Genomic DNA, 14,329 nt, shown 5'->3' on the forward strand with positions numbered 1-14,329 from the left:
GCACGCCTATGCAGCGGCTGTATCGAAAACGCATTGTTCTCGGCGTCGGCGGCGGCATCGCCGCCTACAAGAGCGCCGAACTGGTCCGTCGGTTACGCGACCAGGGCGCAGAAGTGCGTGTTGTCATGACCCGCGGCGGCAGTGAATTCATCACGCCCCTGACCATGCAAGCCTTGTCCGGTAATCCGGTGCACATGGATTTGCTCGACCCGGCCGCGGAAGCCGCCATGGGCCATATCGAGCTGGCCAAGTGGGCCGACCTGGTGCTGATCGCCCCGGCTACCGCCGACCTGATCGCACGCCTGGCCCAAGGCATCGCCAATGACCTGTTGACCACCGTCGTGCTGGCCACTGACGCCTCTGTAGCGATTGCCCCGGCAATGAACCAGGCGATGTGGCGCGATCCAGCGACGCAGGCCAACACCCGACTGCTCGAAGAGCGCGGCATGCGCATGTTCGGTCCAGCATCGGGCAGCCAGGCCTGCGGCGATGTCGGCTTCGGCCGCATGCTCGAAGCGGACGAACTGGCGCAACGTGCTGCCGATTGTTTCCGCCGCGAGTCGCTGACCGGCAGGCATGTCCTGATCACCGCCGGCCCGACCCAGGAAAACATCGACCCGGTGCGCTACATCACCAACCACAGCTCGGGGAAAATGGGGTTTGCCTTGGCCGAAGCGGCGGTTGAAGCCGGCGCACGGGTGACCTTGATCACCGGCCCGGTCAATCTGCCAACCCCGGATCGCGTCACGCGGATCGACGTGGTCAGTGCCCGCGACATGCTCGCTGCCTGCGAAGCCGCGATCCCCTGCGATCTGTTTATCGCTTCCGCTGCGGTGGCCGATTACCGCCCCGAAGTGGTCGCACCGCACAAGCTCAAAAAAGACCCCAGCAACGGTGACGGCCTGCTGTTGCAGATGGTCCGCAACCCGGACATTCTTGCCACGATTGCTGGCCGCCCGGACCGTCCATTCAGTGTCGGCTTCGCTGCCGAAACCGAACATTTGCTCGACTATGCTGCACGCAAGCTCAAGGACAAGAACCTGGACCTGATCGTCGCCAACGATGTGGCTAACCCCAGCATCGGTTTCAATAGCGAAGAGAATGCGTGCAGCGTGATTGACCGGGCGCTGCACGAAACTTTTTTTGCCCAGACCAGCAAAGGCAAGATTGCCCGCCAGCTGATCACTTTTATCGCCGACCGTCTGAACCAGGTTTAATCACGCATGCATGCTTTACAAGCCAAAATCCTCGACCCTCGCATTGGTAGCGACTTCCCTCTTCCGGCCTACGCCACCGAGGGCTCCGCCGGTCTCGACCTGCGCGCGATGCTGCAAGAAGACACGACCATCGAACCGGGCCAGACCCTGCTGATCCCCACCGGGCTGTCGATTTACATTGGCGATCCCGGCCTCGCCGCGTTGATCCTGCCGCGCTCGGGCCTTGGCCATAAACACGGCATTGTGCTGGGCAATCTGGTCGGCTTGATCGACTCCGATTACCAGGGCGAGTTGATGGTGTCCTGCTGGAACCGCGGCCAGACCGCCTTCAAAATCTCGATCGGCGAACGCCTTGCTCAACTGGTACTGGTGCCGGTCGTACAAGCACACTTCGAGTTGGTCGAAGAGTTCGACGAAAGCCAGCGTGGTGCTGGCGGTTTTGGTCATTCGGGCAGTCACTGAAACAACGTCTAAAATGGCCACTTGAACCCTGACCCGGCCGTTTGGGCCCTAACGGACACCAAACGGCTCAGGAAAGACCCTTTGCGATTCAGGATGAATACCGGGGAGAGGTGATGTGAAAGGCTTTAACCGCACCGCCACAGCAAGCAATCACTCACAAACTCCCGACAGCCAGCCATCGGCTGCGCGTCAACCCATTCTTTCGCCCGGCCTTGTTTCGTCTGTCGCAGGGCTGCTCGCGGCCAGCGTGTTGTTGTGGCTGGCGTTATTCAGCCATCCACAACAACAGACCCGGCTCAGCCAGGCCTGGGGTTCAAGCCAGGCCGGCGCCTTGGGCCTGGCGCTCAAACAACTGAACGCCGAGACGCAAACCGCCGCGCTCGACGGCGCGCTTGCCCAGGCACTGCAAAGCAATGACCCCACCTTGATCAGCCAGGCTGAAAATCAGCTGCGCTATCACGACAGCGTGGTGGGCGCCCGGCTCAACCCTCTCGGCCGGACCGACGTGGATGCGCAAGGTCCCGTGCCGGTGAATTTTTCCACCCTGGACATGCTCAACAAAGCAGCACTCGGCCAGACGCCCTCCCCTGAAGCGCGCAAAGTCGGCGAGCGCTGGCTGGTCTATAACGTTGCACCGCTGCGGGCGAGCCCTGGCGCACCGATCACCGGCACCCTGTTGCTGGCATTCGACCTGCAACGGGTGCTGAGCGCGCTGCCGGTTTTGCTCGCTGATATTGGCCAGGTCCAGGTGACCCAACAGTTCGGCGTCAGTCCTGCGCAAGTTCTGCTGCAACGCGGTCAACCAGCAGCAGGTTCATCACAGACCTTCGACACCGGCCAACCCAACTGGAAACTCGACTTCACGCCGGGCCCGGCACTCGATTCATCAGTGCCCTGGCTGTTTCTGGCGCTGGCTGCGCTGGTCGCTCTAGCCGGTGTCGTGCTTGGGCTGTACCTCAACGACAGCGCCTTGCAGCGCCGCATTTCGGCAGATGCCCGACAGCTGGACCAACTGCTTCAAGAACTCTCAGGCGGAAAAGCCGTCAAAGCTTTCGGATTAAGCCTGCCGGCCCTGAACGGACTGGCACAGAGCTTGGCCAGGTTTTCGCTCCGCAATGCGCCATCGACCACGGTCCAGGGCGCATCAAGTGACAAGAACCGCTTCAATAACGACTTAGCGACAAGCAGTGCCCCAGCGTCGACTCAGCCCAATGCCCCGCGTACTGAGTGGGTCGATCCGCTGTTTCAAGATACCGACATTCTCGATATCGACTTCCTCGACGAAAACCAGGATTTCCTGAGATTGGAGCACCCCCCAGTTATGAGCAGTACAGCATTGGTGGCACCCAAATTTCCTGACACCATCTTCCGCGCCTACGATATTCGTGGCGTCGTCGGTGACACCCTCTTCGCAGAAACGGCTTACTGGATTGGTCGCGCCATCGGCTCCGAGAGTCTGGCCAAGAATGAACCTAACGTCTCCGTAGGTCGCGATGGCCGCCTGTCCGGCCCGGAGCTGGTACAGCAACTGATTCAGGGCCTGCACGACAGCGGCTGCCACGTCAGCGATGTCGGCCTCGTACCGACCCCTGCGCTCTATTACGCTGCCAACGTGCTTGCCGGGAAAACCGGTGTGATGCTGACCGGCAGCCACAACCCGCGAGACTACAACGGCTTCAAGATCGTCATTGCCGGCGACACCCTGGCCAACGAACAGATCCAGGCCCTGCACACGCGCCTGAAAACCAACGACCTGACCACCGGCAAAGGCAGCATCGAGAAAGTCGAAATCCTTGATCGCTACTTCAAGCAGATCACCGAAGATGTTGTCCTCGCCCGACGCATGAAGGTCGTGGTCGACTGTGGCAACGGCGCGGCGGGCGTCATCGCTCCGCGATTGCTCGAAGCCCTGAACTGCGAAATCATCCCGCTGTTCTGCGACGTCGACGGCAACTTCCCGAACCACCACCCTGATCCAGGCAAACCGGAAAACCTCGTTGACCTGATCGCCAAGGTCAAGGAAACCGGCGCCGACCTGGGCCTGGCCTTTGACGGTGACGGTGACCGCGTAGGCGTCGTTACCAACACCGGCAACATCGTGTTCCCGGATCGCCTGTTGATGCTGTTCGCCAAAGATGTGGTGTCACGCAATCCCGGTGCCGATATCATTTTCGACGTCAAATGCACCCGCCGCCTGACTCCGCTGATCCGCGAATACGGCGGTCGTCCGGTGATGTGGAAAACCGGTCACTCGCTGATCAAAAAGAAGATGCGCGAAAGCGGTGCGCTGCTGGCAGGCGAAATGAGCGGGCACATCTTCTTCAAGGAACGCTGGTTCGGTTTCGACGACGGCATCTACAGCGCGGCACGCCTGCTGGAAATCCTCAGCCAGGAGAAAGCCACCGCTGAAGAAGTCTTCGCGACCTTCCCGAATGATATTTCCACACCGGAAATCAATATCGATGTGACGGACGTGACCAAGTTCAGCATCATTGAAGCGCTGCAACGCGATGCCCAATGGGGCGACGCACAGTTGACCAGCATTGATGGCGTGCGAGTGGACTACCCCAAAGGCTGGGGTCTGGTGCGTGCATCCAACACCACGCCGGTCCTGGTATTACGCTTCGAGGCCGACACTGAAGCCGAATTGCAGCGCATCAAGGACGTGTTCCACGCCCAGCTCAAGAACGTTGCGCCCGACCTCCAATTACCGTTTTGAATGAACCCTTGTTTTCACTGGAGCCCTGAATGACCCTCGAACACGATGCCGCTGCTAATGTAGCCAAAGTTTTGTCCGAAGCGCTGCCCTACATTCGCCGATTTGTCGGCAAGACGCTGGTGATCAAATACGGCGGCAACGCTATGGAGAGCGAGGAGCTGAAAACCGGCTTTGCGCGCGATATCGTGCTGATGAAAGCCGTCGGTATCAACCCGGTAGTGGTTCACGGCGGGGGTCCGCAAATCGGCGACCTGCTCAAGCGTCTGTCCATCGAAAGCCACTTCATCGACGGCATGCGCGTCACTGACGCACAAACCATGGACGTGGTGGAAATGGTCCTGGGCGGCCAGGTCAACAAGGACATCGTCAACCTGATCAACCGCCACGGCGGCAGCGCCATTGGCTTGACCGGCAAGGACGCTGAACTGATCCGCGCGCGAAAGCTCACGGTCACCCGGCAGACGCCAGACATGACCAAGCCGGAAATCATTGATATCGGCCAGGTCGGTGAAGTGGTCGGGGTTAACACCGACCTGCTGAACATGCTGGTCAAAGGCGACTTTATTCCGGTCATCGCGCCTATCGGCGTCGGCCCTAATGGTGAGTCGTACAACATCAACGCCGACCTGGTTGCAGGCAAAGTCGCGGAAGCCCTCAAGGCCGAAAAACTGATTTTGCTGACCAACATCGCTGGCTTGATGAATAAACAAGGCGAAGTCCTGACCGGGCTGACCACCGAACAAGTCGATGGCTTGATCGCCGACGGCACCATCTACGGCGGCATGCTGCCCAAGATCCGGTGCGCACTGGAAGCGGTTCAGGGCGGGGTCAACAGCTCACACATCATCGACGGACGCGTGCCCAATGCCGTGCTGCTGGAGATCTTCACCGACAGCGGCGTCGGCACTCAGATCACCAATCGCAAGCGCCATTGATTGATCGATAAGCCGCGCAACTGAAAGGCCCCGTCCGGTTCACACCGGGCGGGGCCTTTTTTTTCGGGAGTCTGTCAGTGCTGCAACTGCTGAACCCGCACTCTATCAATCGCAAAATCGGCCTCAGCCTGTTTGCGCGAATCCTGATAACGCTCGACTTCAGCCCTCAGGCTTTGCTGATCGTCACGCAGGCTGTTCATCTGATCGAGTAGCGGCTGCGGCACAACACGCCCGGCCCGTTCCTGGGCCGCAGCCTGGCCCTGAAGCGTGCTCTGCTGAGAGATCAAGCCTTGCAGGTTGCCCTGTGCCACAGCAATCAAGGCATCCAGCTCGGCGAGCTTACGGGTCTTGGCCCGGTCGACATCGCTCACGCTGCTGTACAAATGCAGCAGTTGCGCATTGGCGTCGGCCTTGGCCTTGTCGGCCTGCTGACGCTGGATTTCCTCCGCCGTGGGGGCTGGCGGCACGACCTGTATCACCCGGCCCCGCTCATTGAGCACCTGGTAACCCTTGCCGACATACTCTGGCGGCACACCTTGACGGTCGAGAACGATCCCACCCTTGTTGTCGACGTAGCGATAGAGCAACACAGGCGTTTTATCCGCAGCCTGTACAGTCATCACATTCAACGCCAATAGCAGCCCAACGGTGCTCAGTTTGAGCATAAATGCAGCATCCTCAAATTCCGTACTGCGCCCGATAAGCCTCGACCGCAGGCAAATAATGCTTGAGTTGCGGGTCATCGGCCAAAAATTGCAGGACCTGATTCAAGGACACGATGCTGATCACCGGGATACCGAAGTCACGTTCGACCTCCTGAATCGCCGACAGCTCGCCGTTGCCGCGTTCCTGACGATTCAGGGCGATCAGCACACCGGCCGCCTTCGCGCCCTGGTCCTTGATGATCTGCATGACCTCACGAATGGCCGTACCGGCAGTGATCACGTCGTCGATGATCAACACATTACCTTCCAGTGGCGCGCCGACCAGGCTTCCGCCTTCGCCGTGAGCCTTGGCTTCCTTGCGATTGAAGCACCACGGCAGATCCAGTTGATGATGTTCAGCCAAAGCCACGGCCGTCGTGGCCGCCAGGGGAATACCCTTGTAGGCCGGGCCGAACAGAACATCGAAAGAAATGCCGCTCTCAACCACCGCCTGGGCGTAGAAACGACCGAGCTGAGCCAGGGCAGAACCACTGTTGAACAGGCCGGCATTGAAGAAATATGGACTGGTCCGTCCAGACTTCAAAGTGAACTCACCGAAGCGCAGAACACCGCGATCGATGGCAAAACGAATGAAGTCGCGCTGATATGCCTGCATGAAAAAAGCCCCAAATACCACGGATTTAGCTAATTAGGTAGAGCTCGGGTATCATACACGCACGTGATTTTTGGGGCCATTTATGCGGATCATCAGTGTGAACGTAAATGGCATTCAGGCTGCAGTCGAGCGTGGTTTGCTCAGTTGGCTGCAAGCCCAGAATGCTGACGTCATCTGCCTACAGGACACCCGCGCCTCTGCCTTTGAACTGGACGACCCAGCCTTCCAACTGGATGGCTACTTCCTTTATGCCTGCGAAGCTGAAGTCCCTGCCCAAGGCGGTGTGGCGCTCTACTCGCGGTTGCAACCAAAGGCTGTTATCAGCGGACTTGGCTTCGAAACAGCCGACCGTTACGGGCGCTATCTGCAAGCGGATTTCGACAAGGTCAGTATTGCGACCTTGCTGCTTCCTTCGGGAATGAACGGCGACGAAGACTTGAACCAGAAGTTCAAGCTTATGGACGACTTCGCGCGCTACCTGGATAAGCAACGACGCAAGCGTCGTGAATATATCTATTGCGGCTCGCTGTACGTCGCGCAACAGAAGCTCGATATCAAAAACTGGCGTGACAGCCAGCAATCTCCAGGCTTTCTTGCGCCAGAACGCGCATGGATGGACGAGATTGTCGGCACCATGGGCTATGTCGATGCCCTGCGTGAAGTCAGCCGTGAAGGCGATCAGTACAGCTGGTGGCCGGATAACGAGCAAGCCGAAATGCTCAACCTCGGTTGGCGCTTCGACTACCAACTGCTGACCCCGGGTCTGCGCCGCTTCGTACGCAGCGCTCGTCTGCCACGTCAGCCACGCTTCTCGCAACACGCTCCATTGATCGTGGATTACGATTGGACGTTGACCATCTGACGTCCCGCCGCCCACAAAAAAGCCGACTTCGTGTCGGCTTTTTCGTGGCTGCAAAGTCTTGCGTTACTTGATCAAGCGCCAGGTAAACGGATAGCGATAGGCAATCCCGTCGTTGGCCTTGACCCCACCGATAATGGTCAACACCAGCGCGCCGACGCCGACCAGAACCAACAGCGGGAAGCCGATAATCACGACCATCAACAGGAAGCAGATCATCGCGGCAATCGCCACGGTGATCTGAAAATTCAGAGCTTCCTTGCCTTGGGCATCAATGAAAGGATCGGTCTCTTTCTTGATCTGCCAGAGAATCAATGGTCCCAGCAGATTGCCGAAAGGGAAGATCAGTCCGAAAAACGCCGCAAAGTGACAGAGCATCGCCCATTGACGAACCTCAGCACTGGGGGTCGGTAGTGGAAGCTGGCTCTCACTCATGATGCTTATCCTTAGCAGGTGTGATGACTGAATCTATACCCGGGCCGATCAGTCGGCCAGTGCAGCACGTTGCAGCTCGAACAGTTCGGCCATGCCGATGTTCGCCAATGCCAGCATCGCGTTCAGCTCTTCCGGCTGGAACGGCGCGCCTTCAGCGGTACCCTGAACTTCGATAAAGCCACCAGCGCTGGTCATCACCACGTTGAGGTCGGTCTCGGCAGCGGAGTCTTCCAGATAGTCGAGGTCGAGCACGGGCTCGCCCTGATACATACCCACCGACACCGCAGCAATCATCTGCTTGAGTGGATCGCCGCCTTTGAGGCCGCCACGCTTCTTGATGACTTTCAACGCATCGACCAACGCAACCATGGCGCCGGTGATGGACGCGGTACGTGTACCGCCATCGGCCTGGATCACATCGCAATCGACATACAGTGTCACTTCGCCCAGCTTGGACATGTCTAACGCTGCGCGCAGGGAGCGGCCGATCAAACGTTGAATCTCCAGGGTACGCCCGCCTTGCTTGCCACGGCTCGCTTCACGCTGGTTGCGATCGCCAGTGGCGCGCGGCAGCATGCCGTATTCAGCCGTCAGCCAGCCTTGGCCCTGACCTTTAAGGAAGCGCGGCACGCCGCTCTCGACGCTGACCGTGCAAATCACTTTGGTGTCACCAAACTCGACCAGTACAGAACCCTCGGCGTGTTTGGTGTAGTTGCGGGTGATGCGGATCGAGCGGAGCTGATCGGCAGCGCGGCCACTTGGACGTTTCATTTGGGAATACCTGTACTGAGACGGAAAACTGCCGGGCATTATAGAGGTCACAACCCGAGCTGGGCACCTCTAATAAAGTTGCCGGGCCGATTCGAAGCCGCCAACAGCATTGCAACCGACACAAGAGCGACGTTCGGCAACACCGTAGGGTGTCGCCAGTTTGGGAGCATGCACTGCACTGCGCTACAATCCTGCGCCTTCGAAGCCTGTCGGCTATTTGTGACATTTATTGGGGCAGTCCTGCGCCCACGACAGCCTTTCACCGCCTGAACCCACGAGGTATTTCCCATGGTGCACAGCATGACGGCCTTCGCCCGAGTAGAACGGGCCGGCACCCAAGGCACGCTGAGCTGGGAACTGCGCTCGGTCAATCATCGTTATCTTGAGCCGCACCTGCGCTTGCCAGAGTCCTTTCGCGACCTGGAAGGCGCGGTCCGCGAAGCTCTGCGTCAGGGCTTGTCGCGCGGCAAGGTGGAGTGCACTTTGCGTTTCACCGAAGAAACCGCCGGCAAACCTCTGCAGGTTGATCTCGATCGCGCCGCACAATTGATCGCTGCAGCAGAGACCGTGGCCAGCCTGATCAAACAACCTGCTCCGCTGAATCCGCTGGAAGTACTCGCCTGGCCTGGCGTGTTGGTGGCCGATGCCAGCGACCCGCAGGCGCTCAATAACGATGCACTGGCCCTGTTCAGCGAGGCGTTAAGCGAGCTGAAAGCCGGTCGCGGCCGTGAAGGCGCCGACCTGGCCAAACTTCTAGACGAACGGTTGGTGTCGATCAACGAAGAAGTCGCGACCCTGCGCACATTGGTGCCGCAGATGCTCGCGACCCAGCGCCAAAAGGTAATGGATCGCTTTGCCGACATGAAGGCCGAGCTTGATCCTCAGCGCCTGGAACAGGAAATGGTCCTGCTCGCGCAGAAAAGTGACGTCGCCGAAGAACTGGACCGTCTCAGCACCCACGTCACTGAGGTGCGTCGCGTCCTCAAGACCGGCGGACAAGCAGGTCGGCGCCTGGACTTCCTGATGCAGGAACTCAACCGCGAAGCCAATACATTGGGCTCCAAAGCCTTCGACCCGCGCAGCACTCAAGCGGCGGTCAACCTCAAGGTGTTGATCGAGCAGATGCGTGAACAAGTGCAGAATATTGAGTAAGGCTACCCCAACATGACCCACAGTACCGGCACCCTTTATATCGTTTCTGCACCCTCTGGCGCGGGCAAAACCAGCCTGGTCAAAGCCCTGATCGACGCCCAGCCGCTGATCCGCGTTTCGGTCTCGCACACCACGCGCGCCATGCGTCCGGGCGAAGTCGACGGGGTGAACTATCACTTCGTCGACCGCGCCGAGTTCGTGCGGATGATCGAGCACGGCGATTTTCTCGAACAGGCCGAAGTCTTCGGCAATATGTACGGCACCTCGCAGAGCCGCCTGCAACAAACGCTTGATGAAGGCCATGACCTGATTCTGGAAATCGACTGGCAAGGGGCTGAACAAGTCCGCAAATTGCTGCCGGATGCGCGCTCGATTTTCATCCTGCCGCCGACCCAGCAAGCGTTGCGTCAACGTCTGACCAACCGCGGCCAGGACAGCGACGAGATCATCGAAGGGCGCATGCGTGAAGCCGTCAGCGAGATGAGCCATTATGTGGAATACGATTTCATTGTGATCAACGATGACTTCGCCACCGCCCTGGAAGACCTTAAAGCCATCTTCCGCGCCAACCAGTTAAAGCAGAAACCACAACAGCAGCGTTTCAGCGATTTGCTTCGTCAACTGCTGGCCTGAAAGACCGTTTTCGGGCATTTTAAACGTGCGTAAGCAACGTATTGGGGTGCCCCTGAAAAATCAGCGCTTCCCTAAACGCTGGTGTTTTTTTAAACTGTTCAGTCCGCTCGCCCATCCGGGCACCGCGCATACTGCATTTGCTACGAGGAATACCCATGGCCCGCGTGACCGTTGAAGACTGCCTAGACCACGTCGTTAATCGCTTTGAGCTGGTCATGCTCTCTACCAAGCGTGCTCGTCAATTGGCGACCGGCGGTAAAGAACCGAAGCTGCCTTGGGAAAACGACAAGCCTACCGTTATGGCTCTGCGTGAAATCGCAGCGGGCCTGATGGATTACGCAGTCATTGCAGAAGCTGAAATCGTTGAAGATGAGCCGTTGTTCGGTAATTTCGAGGACGAGTCCAACGAGGCCGTCTAAGTCTATGCCTGGTCGACGTAGTACGGCACAGGGCAAAAGCCATCGGCAGGGGGTAACACCTTGCCGAGCATAGACGCCCTCGCCGATCGTCTGTCGGCCTACCTCGGTAAAGACCAGGTCAATCTGGTCCGCCGAGCGTATTTCTACGCCGAACAAGCCCACGATGGCCAACGCCGTCGTAGCGGTGAAGCGTACGTCACGCACCCTCTAGCGGTCGCGAATATCCTTGCCGACATGCACATGGACCATCAAAGCCTGATGGCGGCCATGCTGCATGACGTGATTGAAGACACCGGAATTGCCAAGGAAGCGCTCTGTGCGCAGTTCGGCGAAACCGTGGCCGAACTGGTCGATGGGGTCAGCAAGCTGACTCAGATGAACTTCGAGACCAAGGCCGAGGCGCAAGCTGAAAACTTCCAGAAAATGGCCATGGCCATGGCGCGCGATATCCGCGTGATCCTGGTCAAGCTGGCTGACCGGCTGCACAACATGCGCACGCTGGAAGTCCTGTCCGGAGAAAAGCGTCGGCGGATCGCCAAGGAAACCCTGGAAATCTATGCGCCCATCGCCAATCGCCTGGGCATGCACAGCATTCGCATCGAGTTCGAAGACCTCGGGTTCAAGGCCATGTACCCAATGCGCTCCTCACGCATTGGCCAGGCGGTCAAACGGGCACGGGGCAATCGTAAAGAGCTGGTCAACAAGATCGAAGAGTCCCTGAGCCATTGCCTGGCCGTGGACGGTATCGAAGGCGAAGTCAGCGGTCGGCAGAAACACCTGTACGGCATCTACAAGAAGATGCGCGGCAAACGCCGGGCCTTCAACGAAATCATGGACGTTTACGCGTTCCGCATCATCGTCGACAAAGTCGACACCTGCTACCGCGTGCTGGGTGCTGTGCATAATTTGTACAAACCGCTGCCCGGTCGCTTCAAGGATTACATCGCGATTCCCAAGGCCAACGGCTACCAGTCCCTGCATACGACGCTGTTCGGCATGCACGGCGTTCCCATCGAAATCCAGATCCGCACCCGCGAAATGGAAGAGATGGCGAACAACGGGATCGCGGCGCATTGGCTGTACAAATCCAACGGCGACGAGCAGCAACAAGGCACGCATGCCCGTGCTCGCCAGTGGGTCAAAGGCGTGCTGGAAATGCAGCAGCGTGCTGGCAACTCGCTGGAATTCATCGAAAGCGTGAAGATCGACCTGTTCCCGGACGAGGTCTACGTGTTCACGCCCAAAGGCCGGATCATGGAGCTGCCCAAAGGCTCCACGGCGGTCGATTTCGCTTACGCAGTCCACACCGATGTCGGCAACAGCTGCATAGCCTGTCGGATCAATCGTCGCCTGGCACCGCTCTCCGAGCCGTTGCAAAGTGGCTCGACGGTTGAGATCGTCAGTGCGCCAGGTGCGCGTCCGAACCCGGCGTGGCTGAATTTCGTGGTCACCGGTAAAGCTCGCACGCATATTCGCCATGCCCTCAAGCTGCAACGCCGCTCTGAATCCATCAGCCTGGGCGAACGCCTGCTGAACAAGGTGCTCAACGGCTTCAACAGCACCCTGGAGAAAATTCCGGCCGACCGCGTGCAAATGATCCTTACCGAGTACCGCGTGGAGGTCATCGAAGACCTGCTCGAAGACATTGGCCTGGGCAACCGCATGGCCTACGTCGTCGCCCGTCGCTTGCTGACCAGCGAAGCAGAGCAACTGCCAAGCTCCGAAGGTCCATTGGCGATTCGCGGCACCGAAGGGTTGGTCCTCAGCTACGCCAAGTGCTGCACGCCGATCCCGGGCGACCCGATTGTCGGCCATCTGTCCGCGGGCAAAGGCATGGTTGTGCACCTGGACAACTGCCGCAACATCAGTGAAATCCGCCACAACCCGGAAAAATGCATCCAGCTGTCCTGGGCCAAGGATGTGACGGGCGAATTCAACGTCGAACTGCGCGTCGAGCTGGAACATCAGCGCGGCCTTATCGCCCTGCTGGCCAGCAGCGTGAATGCCGCAGACGGCAATATCGAAAAAATCAGCATGGACGAGCGCGATGGTCGCATCAGCGTGGTCCAACTGGTAGTCAGCGTGCACGACCGTGTGCACCTGGCCCGCGTGATCAGAAAACTGCGCGCCCTGACAGGGGTCATCCGCATCACCCGCATGCGCGCGTAGCCAACCACTTCATCAGGAGTTCTTCATGACCAAGACCGTTATCACCAGCGACAAAGCACCTGCAGCCATCGGCACTTACTCTCAGGCGATCAAAGCTGGCAATACCGTCTACATGTCCGGGCAGATCCCGCTGGACCCGAAAACCATGGAACTGGTCGAAGGCTTCGAAGCCCAGACCGTTCAGGTGTTCGAAAACCTGAAAGCCGTGGCTGAGGCAGCCGGCGGTTCGTTCAAGGACATCGTCAAACTGAACATCTTCCTGACTGACCTGAGCCACTTCGCCAAGGTCAACGAGATCATGGGCAAATACTTCGACCAGCCTTACCCGGCCCGCGCCGCCATCGGTGTTGCTGCGCTGCCAAAAGGCTCGCAGGTCGAAATGGACGCCATCCTCGTTATTGAATAACCCCCCCCCGGCGGAGCGCTGGCCGTTCCGCCCACCCTGCAAAGGAAGGAATCCGCTATGCGCTTTGCGCTTGCCCTCTCGCTGCTCGCCACGCTATTGAGCGGCTGTGCCAGCCACGCCGACCGTAACCCTGACGGCATCTGGATCAACCAAACCGCTATCGATGCCGCCTCCAAGGGTGGAAATCTGCGCCAGGCGCTGCTCGCTAACGGGCCTAACCTGGAATGGCACGTCGACACCAAAGCCAAGCAGGCTGCCTTCTCTAACGGCTTCGAGCTGAGTGAAGGCAAAATCGTCAGCGCCGCCGATGGCAAATGGCACGTCGATTTCTACGGTAACTTCTTCGAAGACCTGAGCCTCAAGGGCGACGAACTGGTTCAAGGCGTCAGCGACACGAGCCCGGAACAACGCTTCGTGCAGCCCGAAAATCCCGCACCTGCCGACGCACCGCCGGGCAGCAGTTTCGAGAAAGCCCTGTACAGCGCCTACATGGGCGGTAAATGGAAAATTGTCGACGGCGAAGGCACGGGCGGCGTCGTTCAGTTCCAGCCTGATGGCAGCATTATCGGCTTGCCGGGCAATGACCGTTACGCGCTATGCCTGGCCGGTGATTGCGCAGCCATGAGCGGCGAACACGACAGCCTCTGGCTGGAAAAAGCCCAGCAAGGCAACGCCTGGATTTTTGTCCGCAAAGACAAGCAGATGGAAATACTCCAGGCCGTCAATCAGGCCAAAGCCGACGAAATGCCAGACCTGCGCCCTGGTGCACGTCACTGGTTGCTCGAGCGGAACTGAAGCCACGCGACATGCCCTCCGCTCCCACTGTGAGAGC

The 14,329-nt window shown here is 58.9% G+C and carries 15 protein-coding genes; 11 read left to right on the forward strand and 4 right to left on the reverse strand.

The window, feature by feature from the left end:
* Positions 1-8: 8 nt before the first annotated feature.
* The 4 genes from coaBC to argB all read left to right on the forward strand — a co-directional run bounded on the left by coaBC (position 9) and on the right by argB (position 5,333).
* The gene (gene coaBC, locus K0F75_RS16675; protein ID WP_219063052.1) at positions 9-1,217 is read left to right on the forward strand and encodes a bifunctional phosphopantothenoylcysteine decarboxylase/phosphopantothenate--cysteine ligase CoaBC; all 1,209 of its coding nucleotides are present in this window, start codon (positions 9-11) and stop codon (positions 1,215-1,217) included.
* Between the two features lie 6 nt (positions 1,218-1,223).
* The gene (gene dut / locus K0F75_RS16680; RefSeq protein WP_219063053.1) at positions 1,224-1,679 is read left to right on the forward strand and encodes a dUTP diphosphatase; all 456 of its coding nucleotides are present in this window, start codon (positions 1,224-1,226) and stop codon (positions 1,677-1,679) included.
* 1,321 nt (positions 1,680-3,000) lie between these two features.
* Positions 3,001-4,398 (forward strand): phosphomannomutase/phosphoglucomutase, encoded by a 1,398-nt coding sequence (locus tag K0F75_RS16685; RefSeq protein WP_219063103.1) that lies wholly within the window; start codon positions 3,001-3,003, stop codon positions 4,396-4,398.
* Positions 4,399-4,427: 29 nt separating this feature from the next.
* Positions 4,428-5,333 (forward strand): acetylglutamate kinase, encoded by a 906-nt coding sequence (gene argB, locus K0F75_RS16690; RefSeq protein WP_219063054.1) that lies wholly within the window; start codon positions 4,428-4,430, stop codon positions 5,331-5,333.
* A 74-nt stretch (positions 5,334-5,407) separates the two neighbouring features.
* Here the strand turns inward: argB and K0F75_RS16695 are convergent, their stop codons facing one another.
* Positions 5,408-5,998 carry a DUF4124 domain-containing protein gene (locus K0F75_RS16695; protein WP_219063055.1) on the reverse strand — a complete coding sequence of 197 codons (591 nt, stop codon included), beginning with the start codon at positions 5,996-5,998 and terminating at the stop codon, positions 5,408-5,410.
* Positions 5,999-6,011: 13 nt separating this feature from the next.
* On the reverse strand, positions 6,012-6,653 hold the full coding sequence (gene pyrE, locus K0F75_RS16700; RefSeq protein WP_219063056.1) for an orotate phosphoribosyltransferase: 642 nt from the start codon (positions 6,651-6,653) through the stop codon (positions 6,012-6,014).
* A gap of 82 nt (positions 6,654-6,735) precedes the next feature.
* Here pyrE and K0F75_RS16705 point away from each other — a divergent pair, with 82 nt between their 5' ends.
* Entirely contained in the window at positions 6,736-7,515 is a 780-nt protein-coding gene (locus K0F75_RS16705; protein ID WP_219063057.1) for an exodeoxyribonuclease III, read from the forward strand.
* A gap of 63 nt (positions 7,516-7,578) precedes the next feature.
* On the opposite strand, the gene K0F75_RS16710 is transcribed toward K0F75_RS16705, so the two are convergent.
* Both K0F75_RS16710 and rph read right to left on the reverse strand, forming a co-directional pair.
* Entirely contained in the window at positions 7,579-7,947 is a 369-nt protein-coding gene (locus K0F75_RS16710; protein WP_219063058.1) for a DUF4870 domain-containing protein, read from the reverse strand.
* A gap of 48 nt (positions 7,948-7,995) precedes the next feature.
* A complete protein-coding gene (gene rph / locus K0F75_RS16715) occupies positions 7,996-8,718 on the reverse strand; it encodes a ribonuclease PH (protein WP_219063059.1) in 723 nt (240 codons plus the stop codon).
* Between the two features lie 288 nt (positions 8,719-9,006).
* Here rph and K0F75_RS16720 point away from each other — a divergent pair, with 288 nt between their 5' ends.
* The 6 genes from K0F75_RS16720 (at position 9,007) to K0F75_RS16745 (ending at position 14,292) form a co-directional block, all read left to right on the forward strand.
* Complete coding sequence (locus K0F75_RS16720; RefSeq protein WP_219063060.1) at positions 9,007-9,870, forward strand: YicC/YloC family endoribonuclease; 864 nt, start codon at positions 9,007-9,009, stop codon at positions 9,868-9,870.
* Positions 9,871-9,882: 12 nt separating this feature from the next.
* A complete protein-coding gene (gmk, locus tag K0F75_RS16725) occupies positions 9,883-10,503 on the forward strand; it encodes a guanylate kinase (RefSeq protein WP_219063061.1) in 621 nt (206 codons plus the stop codon).
* Between the two features lie 155 nt (positions 10,504-10,658).
* On the forward strand, positions 10,659-10,922 hold the full coding sequence (rpoZ, locus tag K0F75_RS16730; RefSeq protein ID WP_219063062.1) for a DNA-directed RNA polymerase subunit omega: 264 nt from the start codon (positions 10,659-10,661) through the stop codon (positions 10,920-10,922).
* A 60-nt stretch (positions 10,923-10,982) separates the two neighbouring features.
* Positions 10,983-13,091 (forward strand): bifunctional GTP diphosphokinase/guanosine-3',5'-bis pyrophosphate 3'-pyrophosphohydrolase, encoded by a 2,109-nt coding sequence (gene spoT, locus K0F75_RS16735; RefSeq protein WP_219063063.1) that lies wholly within the window; start codon positions 10,983-10,985, stop codon positions 13,089-13,091.
* A 25-nt stretch (positions 13,092-13,116) separates the two neighbouring features.
* On the forward strand, positions 13,117-13,497 hold the full coding sequence (locus K0F75_RS16740) for a RidA family protein (RefSeq protein ID WP_003229509.1): 381 nt from the start codon (positions 13,117-13,119) through the stop codon (positions 13,495-13,497).
* A 57-nt stretch (positions 13,498-13,554) separates the two neighbouring features.
* The gene (locus tag K0F75_RS16745; protein ID WP_219063064.1) at positions 13,555-14,292 is read left to right on the forward strand and encodes a hypothetical protein; all 738 of its coding nucleotides are present in this window, start codon (positions 13,555-13,557) and stop codon (positions 14,290-14,292) included.
* Positions 14,293-14,329: the final 37 nt, after the last annotated feature.

This window comes from Pseudomonas sp. UMAB-08, assembly GCF_900095225.1.
In the GTDB taxonomy this organism is placed as follows: Bacteria; Pseudomonadota; Gammaproteobacteria; order Pseudomonadales; family Pseudomonadaceae; genus Aquipseudomonas.

Excerpts from the sequence above, each read along its gene's own strand:
- dut (WP_219063053.1), top strand. The coding sequence starts at position 1,224 with ATGCATGCTTTACAAGCCAAAATCCTCGACCCTCGCATTGGTAGCGAC.
- K0F75_RS16705 (WP_219063057.1), top strand. The coding sequence starts at position 6,736 with ATGCGGATCATCAGTGTGAACGTAAATGGCATTCAGGCTGCAGTCGAG.
- K0F75_RS16710 (WP_219063058.1), bottom strand. The coding sequence starts at position 7,947 with ATGAGTGAGAGCCAGCTTCCACTACCGACCCCCAGTGCTGAGGTTCGT.
- pyrE (WP_219063056.1), bottom strand. The coding sequence starts at position 6,653 with ATGCAGGCATATCAGCGCGACTTCATTCGTTTTGCCATCGATCGCGGT.
- K0F75_RS16685 (WP_219063103.1), top strand. The coding sequence starts at position 3,001 with ATGAGCAGTACAGCATTGGTGGCACCCAAATTTCCTGACACCATCTTC.
- K0F75_RS16745 (WP_219063064.1), top strand. The coding sequence starts at position 13,555 with ATGCGCTTTGCGCTTGCCCTCTCGCTGCTCGCCACGCTATTGAGCGGC.
- K0F75_RS16695 (WP_219063055.1), bottom strand. The coding sequence starts at position 5,998 with ATGCTCAAACTGAGCACCGTTGGGCTGCTATTGGCGTTGAATGTGATG.
- K0F75_RS16740 (WP_003229509.1), top strand. The coding sequence starts at position 13,117 with ATGACCAAGACCGTTATCACCAGCGACAAAGCACCTGCAGCCATCGGC.
- argB (WP_219063054.1), top strand. The coding sequence starts at position 4,428 with ATGACCCTCGAACACGATGCCGCTGCTAATGTAGCCAAAGTTTTGTCC.
- rpoZ (WP_219063062.1), top strand. The coding sequence starts at position 10,659 with ATGGCCCGCGTGACCGTTGAAGACTGCCTAGACCACGTCGTTAATCGC.
- K0F75_RS16720 (WP_219063060.1), top strand. The coding sequence starts at position 9,007 with ATGGTGCACAGCATGACGGCCTTCGCCCGAGTAGAACGGGCCGGCACC.
- rph (WP_219063059.1), bottom strand. The coding sequence starts at position 8,718 with ATGAAACGTCCAAGTGGCCGCGCTGCCGATCAGCTCCGCTCGATCCGC.
- gmk (WP_219063061.1), top strand. The coding sequence starts at position 9,883 with ATGACCCACAGTACCGGCACCCTTTATATCGTTTCTGCACCCTCTGGC.
- coaBC (WP_219063052.1), top strand. The coding sequence starts at position 9 with ATGCAGCGGCTGTATCGAAAACGCATTGTTCTCGGCGTCGGCGGCGGC.